This window comes from Pantoea sp. R13S299 (assembly GCF_048515925.1).
Lineage (GTDB): Bacteria > Pseudomonadota > Gammaproteobacteria > Enterobacterales > Enterobacteriaceae > Pantoea.
This window is the reverse complement of record NZ_JBLYEF010000003.1, coordinates 1-15,896: the sequence shown is the minus strand read 5'-3', so window position 1 is coordinate 15,896 and position 15,896 is coordinate 1. Positions and strand designations below refer to the sequence as shown.

The 15,896-nt window shown below is 52.7% G+C and carries 14 protein-coding genes and 1 pseudogene; 8 read left to right on the top strand and 7 right to left on the bottom strand.

Annotated elements, in window-relative coordinates:
* Positions 1 to 68: 68 nt before the first annotated feature.
* Genes yiaK through araD form a run of 7 tightly spaced genes read left to right on the top strand, consistent with a single transcriptional unit; the run spans position 69 to position 6,538 of the window.
* A complete protein-coding gene (gene yiaK, locus ACN1CO_RS14440; RefSeq protein WP_419139523.1) occupies positions 69 to 1,067 on the top strand; it encodes a 3-dehydro-L-gulonate 2-dehydrogenase in 999 nt (332 codons plus the stop codon).
* A gap of 10 nt (positions 1,068 to 1,077) precedes the next feature.
* On the top strand, positions 1,078 to 1,563 hold the full coding sequence (locus ACN1CO_RS14435; RefSeq protein ID WP_419139973.1) for a YhcH/YjgK/YiaL family protein: 486 nt from the start codon (positions 1,078 to 1,080) through the stop codon (positions 1,561 to 1,563).
* Positions 1,560 to 2,855: an MFS transporter gene (locus tag ACN1CO_RS14430; RefSeq protein ID WP_419139522.1), complete on the top strand. Its 1,296-nt coding sequence runs from the start codon at positions 1,560 to 1,562 to the stop codon at positions 2,853 to 2,855. Before ACN1CO_RS14435 ends, ACN1CO_RS14430 begins: the two co-directional genes overlap by 4 nt.
* A complete protein-coding gene (locus ACN1CO_RS14425) occupies positions 2,852 to 4,333 on the top strand; it encodes an FGGY-family carbohydrate kinase (RefSeq protein ID WP_419139521.1) in 1,482 nt (493 codons plus the stop codon). Before ACN1CO_RS14430 ends, ACN1CO_RS14425 begins: the two co-directional genes overlap by 4 nt.
* Positions 4,330 to 4,986 carry a 3-keto-L-gulonate-6-phosphate decarboxylase UlaD gene (gene ulaD / locus ACN1CO_RS14420; RefSeq protein WP_419139520.1) on the top strand — a complete coding sequence of 219 codons (657 nt, stop codon included), beginning with the start codon at positions 4,330 to 4,332 and terminating at the stop codon, positions 4,984 to 4,986. Before ACN1CO_RS14425 ends, ulaD begins: the two co-directional genes overlap by 4 nt.
* A complete protein-coding gene (locus ACN1CO_RS14415; protein ID WP_283544913.1) occupies positions 4,983 to 5,843 on the top strand; it encodes an L-ribulose-5-phosphate 3-epimerase in 861 nt (286 codons plus the stop codon). The genes ulaD and ACN1CO_RS14415 overlap by 4 nt, the downstream gene beginning before the upstream one ends.
* On the top strand, positions 5,840 to 6,538 hold the full coding sequence (gene araD, locus ACN1CO_RS14410) for an L-ribulose-5-phosphate 4-epimerase (RefSeq protein ID WP_419139519.1): 699 nt from the start codon (positions 5,840 to 5,842) through the stop codon (positions 6,536 to 6,538). Before ACN1CO_RS14415 ends, araD begins: the two co-directional genes overlap by 4 nt.
* Before the next feature lie 63 nt (positions 6,539 to 6,601).
* On the opposite strand, the gene umuC is transcribed toward araD, so the two are convergent.
* The 5 genes from umuC to ACN1CO_RS14385 all read right to left on the bottom strand — a co-directional run bounded on the left by umuC (position 6,602) and on the right by ACN1CO_RS14385 (position 12,627).
* Entirely contained in the window at positions 6,602 to 7,642 is a 1,041-nt protein-coding gene (umuC, locus tag ACN1CO_RS14405; RefSeq protein WP_419139972.1) for a translesion error-prone DNA polymerase V subunit UmuC, read from the bottom strand.
* Between the two features lie 216 nt (positions 7,643 to 7,858).
* The gene (locus tag ACN1CO_RS14400) at positions 7,859 to 8,335 is read right to left on the bottom strand and encodes a DUF1348 family protein (protein WP_010670510.1); all 477 of its coding nucleotides are present in this window, start codon (positions 8,333 to 8,335) and stop codon (positions 7,859 to 7,861) included.
* 52 nt (positions 8,336 to 8,387) lie between these two features.
* Entirely contained in the window at positions 8,388 to 8,963 is a 576-nt protein-coding gene (locus ACN1CO_RS14395; protein ID WP_010670509.1) for a TetR/AcrR family transcriptional regulator, read from the bottom strand.
* A gap of 867 nt (positions 8,964 to 9,830) precedes the next feature.
* Positions 9,831 to 10,850: a LacI family DNA-binding transcriptional regulator gene (locus tag ACN1CO_RS14390; RefSeq protein WP_033760284.1), complete on the bottom strand. Its 1,020-nt coding sequence runs from the start codon at positions 10,848 to 10,850 to the stop codon at positions 9,831 to 9,833.
* Positions 10,851 to 11,559: 709 nt separating this feature from the next.
* Positions 11,560 to 12,627 (bottom strand): aldo/keto reductase, encoded by a 1,068-nt coding sequence (locus ACN1CO_RS14385; RefSeq protein ID WP_033760287.1) that lies wholly within the window; start codon positions 12,625 to 12,627, stop codon positions 11,560 to 11,562.
* A 98-nt stretch (positions 12,628 to 12,725) separates the two neighbouring features.
* On the opposite strand from ACN1CO_RS14385, the gene ACN1CO_RS14380 reads away from it, so the two are divergent.
* On the top strand, positions 12,726 to 13,643 hold the full coding sequence (locus ACN1CO_RS14380) for an AraC family transcriptional regulator (RefSeq protein ID WP_010670295.1): 918 nt from the start codon (positions 12,726 to 12,728) through the stop codon (positions 13,641 to 13,643).
* 105 nt (positions 13,644 to 13,748) lie between these two features.
* Here the strand turns inward: ACN1CO_RS14380 and ACN1CO_RS14375 are convergent, their stop codons facing one another.
* On the bottom strand, positions 13,749 to 15,344 hold the full coding sequence (locus ACN1CO_RS14375; protein ID WP_419139518.1) for a tyrosine-type recombinase/integrase: 1,596 nt from the start codon (positions 15,342 to 15,344) through the stop codon (positions 13,749 to 13,751).
* A gap of 126 nt (positions 15,345 to 15,470) precedes the next feature.
* Positions 15,471 to 15,896, bottom strand: a pseudogene (locus tag ACN1CO_RS14370) (hypothetical protein); the annotation flags it as partial.

Sequence of the window (15,896 nt, the reverse complement as noted above, 5' to 3'; positions counted from 1 at the left end):
CCATAGCATTTAGTTGAAATGACATTCCACATTATGAAATTAAAGGCAACGCCGGGAGTATCAGTCGTATGAGAATCAGCTATCAGCAGTTGTATGAGGAGTTTCTCCGCGTACTCACGAGTCGCAAGGTGCCCCAGGATAAAGCCGAAGCCTGCGCGCGCATGTTTACCGAAACCAGTCTCAACGGCGTCTATTCCCACGGAGTAAACCGCTTCCCGCGTTTTATTCAGCAACTGGACGCAGGCCATATCGTTCCCGATGCGGACGCGCAAAAAGTCCTGTCGCTGGGCGCGATCGAGCAGTGGGATGCACAGCGTGCCATCGGCAATATCACCGCGCATAGCATGATGGATCGCGCCATGGCCGTGGCCTCTGAGCACGGTATCGGGCTGGTGGCGTTGCGGAATGCTAATCACTGGATGCGCGGCGGCAGCTACGGCTGGCAGGCGGCGGAAAAAGGGTTTGTGGGGATTTGCTGGACGAATTCAATTGCCGTGATGCCGCCATGGGGCGCGAAAAGCGGGGCTATCGGCACTAACCCGCTGATTATCGCCGTGCCGGGCGAGCCGATCACCATGGTGGATATGTCGATGTCGATGTTCTCCTACGGCATGCTGGAAGTGAATCGTCTGGCCGGTAAAAGCCTGCCGGTCGACGGCGGGTTCGATGACGAAGGCTATTACACCCGCGACCCGGCCACCCTTGAGCAAAACCGCCGCATCTTACCCATGGGTTACTGGAAAGGCTCCGCGCTGTCGGTGGTGCTGGACATGCTGGCCACTCTCCTCTCCAACGGTGCATCCGTCACCGAAGTCACCCACGACAACGGTGATGAATTCGGCATCTCGCAGGTCTTTATCGCGATTGATGTAGACAAGCTGATTGATGGTGACACCCGCCAGCACAAACTCGACCGCATCCGTGCATCCGTCATCAACGCGGAACGGGCCGACAGCGAGCAGGCAATTCGCCTGCCCGGCGACAAGTTTCCACCGCTGCGGGCTGAAAACCAGCGCCTTGGCATTCCAGTGGATGAAAGCATCTGGGCGCGTATTCAGGCGCTGTAAGGAGAAAATGATGATCACCGGACATATTGCGAACACTGACCCGCATCACTATCACCCGGCGATTGCACGGGCACTCGCCTGTCTCAATCGCTACGACCTGACCACACTGGCTGCGGGACGCTATCAGGACAGCGAAACGGGCTGGACCATGCAGGTGCTGGATCTGCACACCGCTCAGCCGGAGGAGAACTATCCGGAAGCGCATCGTCTGCATATCGATGTGCAGTATCTGGTGGCAGGCGAAGAAGTGATCGGCGTCGCCACGCAACCCCTGGATTTACCGGTGCATCAGCCTTACGACAGCGAGCGCGACATCATCTTCTACCAGCATGCGCCGGAGGAGACCCTGGTTCGCATGCTGCCAGGCACCTTCGCCGTTTTTTTTCCGCAGGATATTCACCGCCCGAATTGCGCGGTGGGTACGCCGGGGCCGATTCGCAAAGTAGTGATTAAGATCCCCACCCGCGATCTGGTTCAGGCAAGGAGGACGCCATGAGTCTGACATCGACCGCCGTTAATCGTGAGAAGACCCCTTCCCTGCGCTGGTTACGGATCATTCCGCCTATCCTCATCACCTGCATCATTTCTTATATGGATCGGGTCAATATTGCCTTTGCCATGCCGGGCGGAATGGATGCCGAGCTGGGGATCAGCGCCTCCATGGCCGGGCTGGCGGGCGGCATTTTCTTTATTGGTTATCTTTTCCTGCAGGTGCCAGGCGGCAAGCTGGCCGTGTATGGCAACGGCAAACGTTTTATCGGCTGGTCGCTGCTGGCCTGGGCGATCATCTCAATGCTCACCGGTCTGGCCACCAGCAAGTATCAGCTGCTGGCGCTGCGCTTCGCGTTAGGGATCGCTGAAGGCGGCATGCTGCCGGTGGTGCTGACCATGATTGGCAACTGGTTCCCGGATGCCGAGCGCGGCCGTGCCAATGCCATTGTGATCATGTTTGTACCCATCGCCGGGATCATCACCGCACCGCTCTCCGGCTGGATCATCACCCACTGGGACTGGCGCATGCTGTTTTACGTGGAAGGCGCATTATCGCTGGTGGTCATGGCGCTATGGCATTTCACCATCAGTAACCGACCGCAGGAAGCGAGCTGGATATCTCCCGCTGAAAAGCAGTACCTGATCACCACCCTGCACAACGAGCAGCTGATGATCAAAGGGCAGAACGTGCGTAATGCCTCTCTGCTGCGGGTCATGCGCGAGCCTGTGATGTGGCGGCTGATCATGGTGAATTTCTTTTACCAGACGGGGATTTACGGCTACACCCTGTGGCTGCCGACCATTCTGAAAGAGCTGACGCACGGCAACGTCGAACAGGTCGGCATGCTGGCTATTCTTCCCTATGTCGGCGCGATCTTCGGCATGTTTTTGTTTTCAGTTCTGTCGGATGCGACCGGACGGCGCAAGCTGTTTGTGGCGCTGCCGCTGGCTGGCTTTGCGCTGTGCATGGCGCTCTCCGTGTTGCTGAAAGCGCATATCTGGTGGTCCTATGCGGCGCTGGTGGGCTGTGGTGTCTTTATTCAGTCTGCGGCGGGCGTGTTCTGGAGTATCCCGCCGCGCCTGTTCAATGCCGAGGTTGCGGGCGGAGCACGCGGCCTGATCAACGCGCTGGGCAACCTGGGCGGCTTCTGCGGACCTTATATGGTCGGGATGCTGATTGCGTTTTACAGCAAAGATGCCGGTGTTTACAGCCTGGCGATTTCGCTGGCGCTGGCTGCGCTGCTGGCCATGACGCTGCCTGCCCGTTGTGACTCTGTGAAACGGGAGGCTTTATGAAACGCTGGCTGGGACTGGATTGTGGCGGCACCTTTATTAAAGCCGGACTGTACGATATGCAGGGACGCGAGCTGGCCGTTGCACGGCAAAACCTGCCGGTGCTGGTGCCAGAGCCGGGGTATGCGGAACGCGATATGACGCTGCTCTGGCAGCAGGCGGCAGCGGTGATCCGCGAGGTGCTCACCACCAGCGGTCAGGATGCCGCCGACGTCGCAGGATTAGGTATCTCTGCTCAGGGCAAAGGGCTGTTCCTGCTGGATAAAGATCGCAACCCGCTGGGAAATGGCATCTTATCCTCCGATCGTCGCGCGCTGAGCCTGGTGCAGCAGTGGCAGCGGGAAGGCATGCCACAGCAGCTTTATCCGCTGACCCGACAGACGATGTGGACCGGTCATCCGGTTTCACTCCTGCGCTGGCTGAAGCAACATCAGCCGCAACGTTATGCCGCGATTGGCAGCGTGCTGATGGCCCACGACTATCTGCGTTTCTGTCTGACCGGTGAGCTGGCCTGCGAAGAAACCAATATCTCTGAATCCAATCTCTACGACATGCAGGCTGCCGACTGGTCGCCCGCGCTGGCTGAGATGCTGAATATCAGCGAAATCACTCCTGCTCTGCCCCCGATTATCGGCTCAACGCAGATTGCCGGTTATGTAACACCGCAGGCTGCCGCCGCTTGCGGTTTGCTGCCCGGCACGCCCGTAGTCGGTGGTCTGTTTGACGTGATGTCCACTGCCCTGTGTGCGGGATTGAATGACGCAACGCGTCTGAACGCGGTGATGGGTACCTGGTCTGTGACCAGCGGCATTACCGACTGCATCAGCGACGAAGCAGACTATCCCTACGTTTATGGTCGCTATGCCATCGAGGGACAGTACCTGATCCATGAAGCCAGCCCGACGTCGGCGGCCAACCTGGAATGGTTCTGTGAGCAATGGGGCATCAGCGACTATCGCCAGTTAAACCAGTGGGTCACGGATCTGGAACCCGCCAGCACCGCGCTTCTGTTTCTGCCTTTCTTGTACGGCACCAACGCCGGAGCCGATCTGCACGGCAGCTTCTTTGGTCTGCAGGCTGGCCATACGCGCGCCCACCTGGTGCAGGCCATCTACGAAGGCGTGGTGTTTTCCCATCTGACGCATCTGAACCGCATTCTGCAACGTTTTCCTGAGGTCACCGCCCTGCGTCTGAGCGGCGGCCCCACGCGCTCTGCGCCCTGGATGCAGATGTTTGCTGATGCCAGCGGCCTGACGGTTGAAGTGCCACAGATCAGCGAAAGCGGCTGTCTGGGTGCGGCACTGGTGGCGCTTACCGGCACCGGTGCTTACGCCTCGCTGCAACAGGCGCAGCAGGCCTTAGCGCCGGACGTCGTGACCTGGCAGCCAGACAGCACAAGACACACCCGTTATCAGCAGAAGTATCAGCGTTATCAGCATCTGATCCGCGTCCTGAGTGACGCACAAGGAGCCACCTTATGAGCCTGCCCTTACTCCAGCTGGCGCTGGATCATACCGAGCTGGATGCGGCGCTGAGCACTGCCCAACAGCTTCACCCCCATGTGGATATCATTGAAGCCGGTACCCTGCTGTGCCTGAGTTGCGGCGTGGAAGCCGTGCGCCGTCTGCGCCACCAGCATCCGGAGAAGACACTGGTGGCTGACTATAAAGTAGCGGATGCCGGCGGCACGCTGGCCGACATGGCCTTTACGGCGGGCGCAAGCTGGATGACGGTGATCTGTGCCGCTCCGCTGGCGACCTTTGCCAGCGCGCTGGACGTCGCGCAGCAGCACAATGGCGATATACAGATCGAACTGTTTGGCAACTGGACGCTGGAGGATGCCCGGAAATGGCGGCAACTGGGGCTGAAACAGGCCATTTATCATCGTGGACGGGATGCGCAGGCCAGCGGGCAGCAGTGGAATCAGCACGACCTGGATACCATGAAGACCTTGTCAGATATGGGGTTCGCCCTCTCCATCACCGGCGGAATTACGCCTCAGGACCTTTCACAATTTAAAGACGTTGACGTTAAGGCGTTTATCGCCGGACGCGCGCTCAGCGATCCCGCCAGTGGCATCCAGCGCGCCGCAGAATTTCATCAGGCCATTGCCAGCATCTGGGGAACCGTATGAAACACCAGCATCCGTTAGGTATTTACGAGAAAGCCCTGCCCGCTAACCTCACCTGGCCTGAGCGACTGGCGCTGGCAAAAGCCTGTGGTTTCGATTTTGTGGAAATGTCGGTGGATGAAACCGATGCACGCCTGGCGCGCCTGAACTGGAGCAAAGAGCAGCGCATGTCGCTGGTGAATGCCACGATCGAAACTGGCGTCACCATTCCCTCCATGTGCCTGTCAGGACACCGCCGCTTTCCGTTTGGCAGTCACGATCCGGCCATTCGCCAGCGCGCGGATGACCTGATCGATCGGGCTATCCAGCTGGCAAAGGATGTCGGGATCCGCACGATTCAGCTTGCGGGTTATGACGTCTATTACGAACCCCACGACGAAAGCACCGTGGCGCGCTTTGCCGAAGGGCTATCACGCGCGGTGCAGCGTGCCGCGGCAGCCCAGGTAATGCTGGCGGTTGAGATCATGGACACCGAGTTTATGAACGCGATCAGCAAGTGGAAAGTCTGGGAGCAGCAGCAGGCGTCGCCGTGGTTTTCCGTCTATCCAGATGTGGGCAATCTCAGTGCCTGGGGCAACGATGTGACCGCAGAACTGACTCTGGGCATTGACCGCATCGCCGCCATTCATCTGAAAGATACCCAACCCGTCACCGCAAGCTCACCCGGACAGTTTCGTGATGTGCCTTTTGGTCAGGGCTGCGTGGACTTCGTCGGCGTATTCCGCACGCTCAAAGCGCTGAACTATCGCGGGTCGTTCCTGATTGAAATGTGGACGGAGAAAGCCGAAGAACCGGTTGCCGAGATCGTGCTTGCACGGCGCTGGATTGAACAGAAAATGCAGGAAGGAGGTTTGATATGAGCATAAAAGCAATGAAAGAGCAGGTTCTGGAAGCTAATCTGGCACTGCCGCGCCATCAGCTGGTGACCTTTACCTGGGGCAACGTCAGCGCCGTTGATCGCGCACAGGGACTCGTCGCCATCAAACCCTCTGGTGTGGAGTACGACGGTATGACGGTGGACGACATTGTCGTGGTGGAACTGGAAAGCGGACGCGTGATTGAAGGTAGCAAAAAGCCTTCCTCGGATACCGCGACGCACCTGGCGCTTTACCGCGCCTTTGAGGATATCGGCGGTATTGTGCATACCCATTCGCGCCACGCCACCATCTGGGCTCAGGCGGGTCAGGACATTCCCGCCTGGGGCACCACCCACGCTGACTACTTTTACGGCACCATCCCCTGTACCCGACTGATGACCGAAGCCGAAATCACGCACGATTATGAACATAACACTGGTGAAGTGATTATTGAGACCTTCCGCACGCGGGGCATCAGTCCGGCCTCTATTCCCGCCGTACTGGTAAATGCTCACGGGCCGTTTGCCTGGGGTAAAGACGCCGACAGCGCAGTGCATAACGCAGTGGTACTGGAAGAGATTGCTTATATGGGTATTTTCTCCCGTCAGCTCTCCCCCGATATCACACGGATGCAGCAGCCCTTGCTGGACAAGCACTTTCTCAGAAAGCATGGGGCGAATGCTTATTACGGGCAGTAGGAACGTTTTTTATTTCACTCAGCAGGGGGAGGGTTAGTCAGGGCATCGCTTTTGTCATCGTCATCACGACTTTAAAACCGGGATATCTTTTAAACTCGTGGTGTAGCGCGGCGACAGCATTTCACGCTTCATCTGCCAGGAGCTGTCGCACTCTCCCTGCCCCGCAAACCAGACTTTTCCTTTTCCTGAGCGGTTGATGCCGTCCAGCGCTGCCATGAGTGCATCAGCGTTCGCGCGCGGCTGCTGCTCGCTGAACAGGTCAAACTGCGTCATGCCAGACGGGTAAAAATCACCCAGCATCACCCCTGCTTTGGCATACCGGAAGCCCTCCCGCCAGAGAGTGCCAAGACCACGAAGTGCTGATTCGATAATGTCCCGCGTATCATTGGTCGGATAGTCGCAGATACAGGATGCCGTGTTCGAATACTGCGGCTCATCGCTATGCCTTCCGGTGGCGACTGACACGCTGATATGGCGGCAGCGCGAGTTTTGCTCCCTGAGTTTTTCCGCTGCACGCGTGGCATACGTCACGATAGCCTGCTGCATATCTTCCGGTTTTGTGACCCGCTGACCAAAGCTTCGGCTTACCACTATCTGCTGCTTCGGCGGCGGCGCATCCTCAAGTGCCAGGCAGGACTCACCATTCAGCTCGCGTGCCGTGCGCTCGACAATGACATCGAAGCTTTTACGTATCATGCTGAAATTGCTGTCCGCCAGCTGCAGTGCGGTGATGATGCCCAGCTGGTTCAGACGTTTGTTTATGCGATGACCAATTCCCCAGATATCACTGACGTCGGTCAGATGCAGAAGTTTTCGCTGCCGGTTGCGGTCTGACAGGTCCACGACGCCGTTGGTCTGCGTCCACTTCTTTGCAGCGTGGTTGGCAAGTTTGGCCAGCGTTTTAGTCGGCCCGAATCCCACACCGATGATCAGCCCGGTTTCACGCCGGATACGCTCGCGCATCTGCTGTCCGAACGTCTCAAGCGGGATAAGATTGCCAATCCCGGTAACGTCCAGAAATGACTCATCAATGGAATAAACTTCCTGTCCTGCGGCCATCTCGCCCAGTATCGCCATCATGCGCGCGGACATGTCACCGTTTATGTGGAATGGAAAATCTACAGGATTATTTCGACTTTGAATGGCTGCTATGAGCGAGAAGCGGACATTGGCCAGGGCATAGTCAGGCAGGCCATAAGTTTAATACAGGTCAGCATTCACCGGGTTTAGAGCATTAAATGTATAACGTTAATTTCGGCTTTGGAAAAAGCCCCCGGCTAAGCGAGTAATCGTAAGCCTGCCGGGAGAAAGCGGAGAAGGCTAGAGGCCCAGTTCCGACAGCCCCGGATGATCATCCGGACGACGACCCAGTGGCCAGTGGAATTTGCGCTCGCTCTCTCTAATTGGCATATCGTTGATGCAGGCGAAGCGGCGGTGCATCAGGCCATCTGCTTCAAATTCCCAGTTTTCATTGCCATAAGAGCGGAACCAGTTACCCGAATCATCATGCCATTCGTAGGCATACCGAACGGCGATGCGGTTGTCAGTGAACGCCCATAATTCCTTGATCAGACGATATTCCAGTTCTTTTTTCCATTTACGGGTGAGGAAACGTTTGGCTTCATCACGATTAGCAGCAAACTCGGCTCGGTTACGCCATTGGGTATCCAGCGTGTAAGCCAGCGACACCTTTTCAGCATCACGGCTGTTCCAGCCATCTTCAGCGAGTCGTACTTTTTCAAGCGCCGTTTCGCGAGTAAAAGGAGGAAAGGGCGGGCGAATCTGTTTTTCGGACATGGTAAAGCCTCCAGGCGATCAGGATATATCAGTAAAGCCAGTATTTTTTCACTCAGGCCGGGTAAGAGGTCTGTTTTAACAGCAGTTGCGCCACATCTCTTGCGCTGTCAGCGGCGCTGGCATCACCCATCACATACGACATAGTGATGGCGCCTTCCATCAGGATCAGCAGCTGTCTTGCCAGAGCTGACGGCTGTTCAATGTTTAGTTGACTGGTAAGTTCAAGCGTGTAATCCAGTAGTTTTTGTTTATGAAGCTTTGCTATCTGACGCACGGGAGCGCCAGGATTACCTACTTCTCCGGCCGTGTTGATAAAAGCACAGCCGCGAAAGCCATCTGACTCAAACCAGTCTTTGAGTACAGTGAACATATTCAGGATACGTTCCTCAGGGGCCGCGCCTTTATTACACTCCATTATGAACCACTGCATCCAGCGTTTATCACGAGCATTTAACGCCGCTGCGGCCACATCATCCTTGGTCGCGAAGTAGCGATAGATACTTTTTCGTGCAACGCCAGAGGTCTTCACCAGAAGATCCATGCCAGTGGCGTGAATGCCGTTCTGGTAAATAAGCCGCTCTGCGGTTTCCAGTATTTTTTCACATGTGTGGGGTGTTTTTTTGTTCATACGCTCAAGGTAGAACGATCGTTCTACCTTGTCAAGTACAGACTCGGTACATGTTCAGAGAGTACCAGTAGTGTTTTGCAGAGAGGCAAGCGCTCTGACTCAGGTTTGTGACGTGGTTCAGAAGCGCCCGCTTCTGGTACAGGGCAGACATGCACGAGGGATAAGGTCCGCGATGAGCGAAAAGCGGCCGTCAAATGTACGATGACAGTGTAGTTTTGCCAAAATAGACATAACATACCTATCGCACATGCAGGCGACAGGCAAAAAACCGCCATCTGAGTGGGTCAGCTGCGGAAGCAGCCGGGGAGAAAAGGTTATGCATCCCGGAAAATCCAGCGTTCAGCGAACGCTGTCACCTGTAAGCCTTGCTAAAAAAAAGTGAACGGCACAAACCATGTGCTGCCGATCACGTAACGCCGAGAGAAGAATAAAAAAACCGCCGTGCAGGCGGTTCAAAGAGGTATTCAGTGGCTTTTGCTCTTATCGTGGCCGGTCGGAGCAGCCGCCGTTTGAGCTTAATGATAAAAGGCATCGGCAAGATAGCAAGCGTATCTCGGGCCGCGTTCCGGACGGATCCCACGGTATCTGCAGGATAAATAACCCGCTTTAGGCAAAAAAAAACCGCAGGGGGCCGAAGACGTGCAGTGGCTGAAAACTCCTGAATCCCTGGCCTGGTGTTGGCTTGCCGCTTATCTTGAATCTACTATGTGTAGTATCGATAGTAGCTTAGAAAACTACAACATATTGTATCTGCGACAGCTCGTTGCGGTCCGACATTCAGAGTTATAGGGGTTTTACCAACCAGCGGAAGATTAAGAGTACTAATGAGGGGGCCATTATTCTGAATCAATCGTAACCAACTTTATATCACCTATAATTTTCAGGAGTGTACAGCATAAAATCAACCTTTCCTGACTTATATTCATCAGGCTGCTCACCCATTTCAAGATAATGTAGCGCCAGTGTTATTGCCAGCTGAGCATGCCTCAACGTATTTTGATCTATGGTCAATGTCAGCACTCGTTGTTCGAGTAATTGCCGTGTTGTATTGTAAAGTTCATGAGTGACGTAAACTACTTTACCTCTAAGATTATAATCATTCAAAATCTCACTAACCTGAGTGTTACCCATGCCTGTATTATAAATTCCGACAATATCTTTATCAGATGCAAGGGTTCGGTTTAATAAAAGACTGATAAGCTCCCGTTCATCCTGACTGTAAATAGGTTCGCGCACATTGATTTTAGGATAAAATTTCTGCATTACTGAAATAAAGCCATCGACACGCTGACGATGGACTGCGTATTGCGTACGGCCGCTAATTATCACCACGTCCCCATGTGATGGTAGCATACCACCAAGTACAAAGCCTGATGTACGGCCTGCGCTATATTGATCAATTCCTACGTGGCACAATCTATCAGATCCTGGTAAATCTGCCACAAGGGTTATTACCGGGACACCGCGAGATTTACACAGGGTCAGCATTTCATAAATAAGTGGGCTCTCATGTGCAAATATAATCAAAGCGTCCATTTTTTTACTGCTGGCTTCAATGTGTTTTGCCATTTTTTCCGGAGAAGCTTCAGAGAATAAAGTTTTATGAAGTGTTATTCTGCGATAGCCTAAGTTATCAGCCAGCATGGAAAAATCTTTAGCAAGCTGTTCGAAAAAAAAAGATTTATTACTGCTCAACAGGACCTCAAGCTGCCAGGAGGGTCTATGCTTTTCCGGCAGAATACGCTTAAGTCCCGCATCACGGGCGGCCTTGAGTATTAGATTCTCCATGGCCGGCGATACTCCACCCCGATCATTAAGCACCCGATCAACTGTTGCAACACCTACACCTATTTTCTTTGCAAACTCAGTAATAGTTAATTTTTTCATATTTTATCGTATTTACTTTAACAGGTTTCGTCACTATCAAACTATAGTAAGTAATCTATAACACTGCCAGCGTTACAATCTTAACTTCAATTTATATTCTTTTCACATAAAAGACAAATAAATTTCACTTAAAATTAAGAGTAACACTCCAACAAAACTCTACTTTAAGAAATACATAAAACTTACTCGCATAAAAATTAACTTGAACTTATAGAACTTTTTCAAAAGCAACGCTGCGAGACATCGCATTCCTTACGAACAAATCAGCCGACTCTAAGTTTGACCAAAATGGCATTTAATTTTTAACAGAATCATATCATTAAACAATGAGTAGAATTATTTGCCACAATAAATAATGGCAATATTTAAAGTATTATTTATTCTGGATTTTTGACGCGATTTAAATATAGACCCTTTTTTCATGCAACAAATAGATGCATATGAAAAACATTAATATTCAGCCTTACCATGTCAATCAGCTTTTATATTAGATTATACTTAATAATAGTTTGATAGGATAAAATTTTACTCTCTACGAAAGTTTTCAGCCGGCGTAAGGAACTAACAGCATGAGTGAGTTAAATTGAAGATGTTAACAGCAATAGATGCTAACCATAATGTTCACTGCCTGAGTCAGCAGAGCCCGTCAGGAACCCGGACTCAGCAAAGTTATTAAAAGCTTAGTTATTTTTATAGCTCTGAGCCCGTGTTAAACAGGGGATTCACCTAATATCCAGTTAGGCCCGGTATCAGGAAAGCCTGCCGGATAGCGGCTCGCGGCATTATATGACTGAATCCATCCGGGATAACGTGTACCCGGATGACTGACCTTGTCCAGCATTTCTTTTTCCTCCTCGCTGAGATTAACAGACAGCGCGCTAAGGTTATCTCTGAGCTGATGCACATTGCGCACACCCGCTATGACGCTCGTCACCTGCTTAGAAGACAGCAGCCAGGCTATTGCGATGCTGGCAGGAGTAGTGCGGTGTTTTTCAGAAATTGTTTTGAGAACATCCACGATGTCCCATGCCAGGCTTTTATCAACGGGTGGAAATTCAATTTTTGCGCGTCTTGCAGAGGCCTCATGACTACCACTGCGGTCAAATTTGCCTGAAAGCAGGCCTCCTGCAAGAGGGCTCCAGCATAACAGTCCGGTTTGGCTATCCTTAATTGCCGGAAGGAGTTCATGTTCAATGTCGCGGCAGGCCAGTGAATAAAAAGACTGTACGCTGGCAAATTTCTCCAGCTTATGTTCACCTGAAATACCCAAAGCTTTGGCAATCTGCCAGCCGGCATAATTCGAACAGCCTATATAGCGAACCTTGCCCTGACGCACCATGTCGTCCAGTGTCCGCAGAACCTCTTCAATCGGTGTTACGGTATCAAAATTGTGGACCTGATAAAGGTCAATGTGATCGGTCTTAAGCCTTTTAAGGCTGGCTTCCAGCGCCTGCATAAGGTGATAGCGCGACTGCCCTGCATCGTTTGCGCCCGCATTCATTCTGCTGTGCGCTTTTGTTGCAAGAAAAACCTGACTGCGTCGCTGTGCCAGCACTTCGCCCAGCACGCTTTCAGAGCCCCCCATACCGTAAATATCCGCGGTATCAATAAAATTGATGCCGGCGTCCAGCGCCTCACCAACGATAATGTCCGCCTCTTTGCCCGTCAGGCGGCCGATGGCATTACCGGCGGCATTATCCGCCCCGCCAAATGTCATCGTCCCGAGACAAATGCGTGAAACATAAATCCCAGTTTTACCCAGTTCTGCGTATTTCATTTTGTTTTCTCCGTTAAGCTTCAAATGATAATGACGCAGACAAACGCTTTCTTTTATTATAGAAATCCCTTTTTTATTATTCATTCGTCCAGGAAGTTATGGATCCGTTGTCTGATATTCTTTCACTTCTGAAGGCAGAGGCCATCCTTACGGCCCGTATGGAAGCACGTGGCCCCTGGGCAATGCGGTTTCCCTCTTATAAACACATTAAGTTCGGCACTGTGCTTGAGGGGAAATTCTGGCTTTGGATGGACGGAATGCAGCCTCTGCTGCTTGAAAAAGGGGACTTCTATCTTCTGACTTCGGGTGACGCTTACTGCTGTGGCTCAAGTCCGGCATTGATGGTAAGTGACGGACGGCAGATATTCTCTTCTCACCGTGAAGCGGATGGTGTGGTCCGCTACGGACAGGGAGAACTTATCAGTGAGGGGATTGGGGGGAGATTCGTATTTGAGGAGGCTTCCAGCCCGCTGCTTTTAAAACATCTGCCTCAGGTGCTGGTTTCACGACGAGAGGAAAGTTCTTCTCCTGCACTCACCGCCCTTATCACTTTGCTTTCGCATGAAACATCAGCGCTTCGTCCCGGACACGACATTGTGGCCAGTAGCATGGCAATACTTGTTCTGGTGCAGATGCTGAGGGAATACTTAGAGATTAATCAGAAAGGGACATCCTGGCTGAATGCCCTCGGTGACAGGAAAATAGGACCCGCACTGACACTGATACATTCTTCTCCATCTGCAGACTGGACGCTGGCAAGTCTGTCTGCAAAATCGGCTATGTCCCGCAGTGCGTTCGCCAGTAGGTTTCATCAGCTTACCGGTTCAACGCCCGGGAATTATCTGACGTCATGGCGAATGGAGCTGGCATGCGCTGAACTCAGAAAGCATCACTTAAGTATTACTGAGATAGCCAGATTAACCGGATATAAATCTGTTCCCTCTTTTTCTCTGGCCTTCAAACGTCATACCGGAAGAACGCCAGGAGGCTATCGTAATCTGCATAAGAACTGTTAACAGGCCACTCCGATAATTGTCTTTTTAATGCATATGCATAATTATCAAAAATTTATCGCAGTATTCAAATATACAATGTCCGCTTCTGGCACAAAGCGGTCCTTTTTACCCTTCGGGTTTAAGGGGCAACCTTTTAAGAGCCTGTTCAATTTTATCTGCGTCCTGTTCAACGATGGCTCTCTCATCGGGTGTGAGCGGAACCTCTTCAAGGTAACGTCTGACAGAGGCTTTGCTTTCCAGTACCAGTCCGCGCGCGCTCTGTTTGAGCAGGTTAAAATCGCAGCCAATACAGGCCATCCGGTGCTGACAGCTGCTCCAGAAAGGGTTCGTGCAGTATGAGTCACCCAGATCATAGTACGTCGCGGGTCCGGTCAGACTGGCGGCTTCCGGATCGTGGTCAATCAGCACGCTTATCATGTGAGACACTCTGTCTGCTTTTACGAACGAGGCGGCCAGCTGAGTCGGGCGTATACGAATATAATGCATGGTTGACTGTGGAGACGAGTGGCCGGACCACTGCATCAGCTCATATAAAGACATGCCCTGAGGAACACTGGCCAGTGCTGTAACGGCAGAAGCACGGCCGCGATGACTTGTAATGGGACCGCGTGAATCTTCCACAGGCATACCCGCTCTGGCGCAGAGAAGCGGAATGACAGTGAGATTTATTATGTTCCTTCCCACCGGTTTACCCCGATTCTGAAACAGATAACGAACTTTTTCACCGGTGCGTTCATCCGTAAGTGCTGCCTGCTCCTGAGGACGCTCACTGAGCCAGATATCGACATATTTTTTCACAACAGCCGAGACCGGCTTAACAAAAGCTTTAGACGTTTTGCCAGCTGGCACGCTGAGATAGCACAGAGTGCCTGCCGGGATAGCGCTGCCGTTTTCCTGCAGAATGTCATCCGCCTGTGGAGTAACGCAGTTCATTGTCAGACGCATCAGCTCGTTCTGTCGCAGTCCTGCATGTGTCCAGATAACCGCCATAGCCTGAAGCATAGACAGGGGATAATGAATTTCGCTCAGCAGATCTTCTTTACGCAGATTCAGGCTTGCCCAGACCAGTTTCAGCCAGACCGGATCATCAATGACGCGGGGATTCACGCCCTGACGAAACAGCGGTGTGTCAGGCGTGGACATATGACGGGCCGGACTGAATTTTAATTTCCCCCACCCCCAGCTTTCATAATCAAGCATAAAACGGCGAACTGCATAAACAAACCGGCTGCGGGAATGCGGCATCAGGGGCTTTCCTGAGCGGTTTGAACGCCTGCCCCCTTTATTTGTGTCCAGTGACAGCTCATCCACTTTCAGTCTGCCAACCATTGCAATAAAGCTGGCGCAGGTTTCCATTGTCCAGTCAGACGGTTCGCATATTTCCGGCTTTTCCCGGGCAAGCCACAGGCCGCAGCGGAGAATGAAACTGTACTGCGTTTCTCTGGAGCGGGGGCGGAGTACCGACGTTTCCCGCCACTTCCGGCACCACAGGGCCCAGTCAGGCGCGATACCTTCTGTAGGCTTTTCATGCCATTCTTTATAATTACGCATTCTCAGGGGGGTTTTTATAATCCCCATAGCAGCAAGTGCATAGGATATTTTTCCTGTAACTCTTGCGATCCCCCGGTCGTGACAGTTCTGCCCCCGCCACAGCAGTTCTGTCGTAAAAGTTTCAAGTTGCGGATCATTATTCATCAGCATCAGAACACCCAGCATACCCGACAGATTGTGTTTCTGATTCTGCCCGACATATCCCAGTGAGATCAGAACGTCTGTCAGCCGGTTAAGTTCATGGCTGACAAAAATCCGGCCATAAATGGCACTGGCTTACAGCGACGGTGCGCCATGCACAGGCAGGCTTAATGGAGAAGCAAACGGGCCGAGATGAAAAGCAAAAGCAGCAAGCAAAGGCCTGCCGGAACTATGTTGCTGACAGAGCGTTAACCACCTTTCCTGCGACCACAGCCAGCAGGGCTGACCCGCCCGGTGTGTTTCTGCAAGAACTGCAAGTATGGTAATTCTGACAAGTCTGGCACTGATACTGCTGCGTGAGGCAATGTCCTGCAGAGGCAACAGCAAAAACGGCAGAGAACCTGGCTGGTCGAGCGCAGCTGACCGTCGGTAGCCTGTACTTATTGCGTTTCTTTCCTCAGGACTTAACGCATCCCTCAGCTGATAATCTGTGCGTTTAAAAGGCACATAAGTGACTCTGGCCGTTTTTTCATTCATCAGTAAGGCTCCCCTGAAAAATAA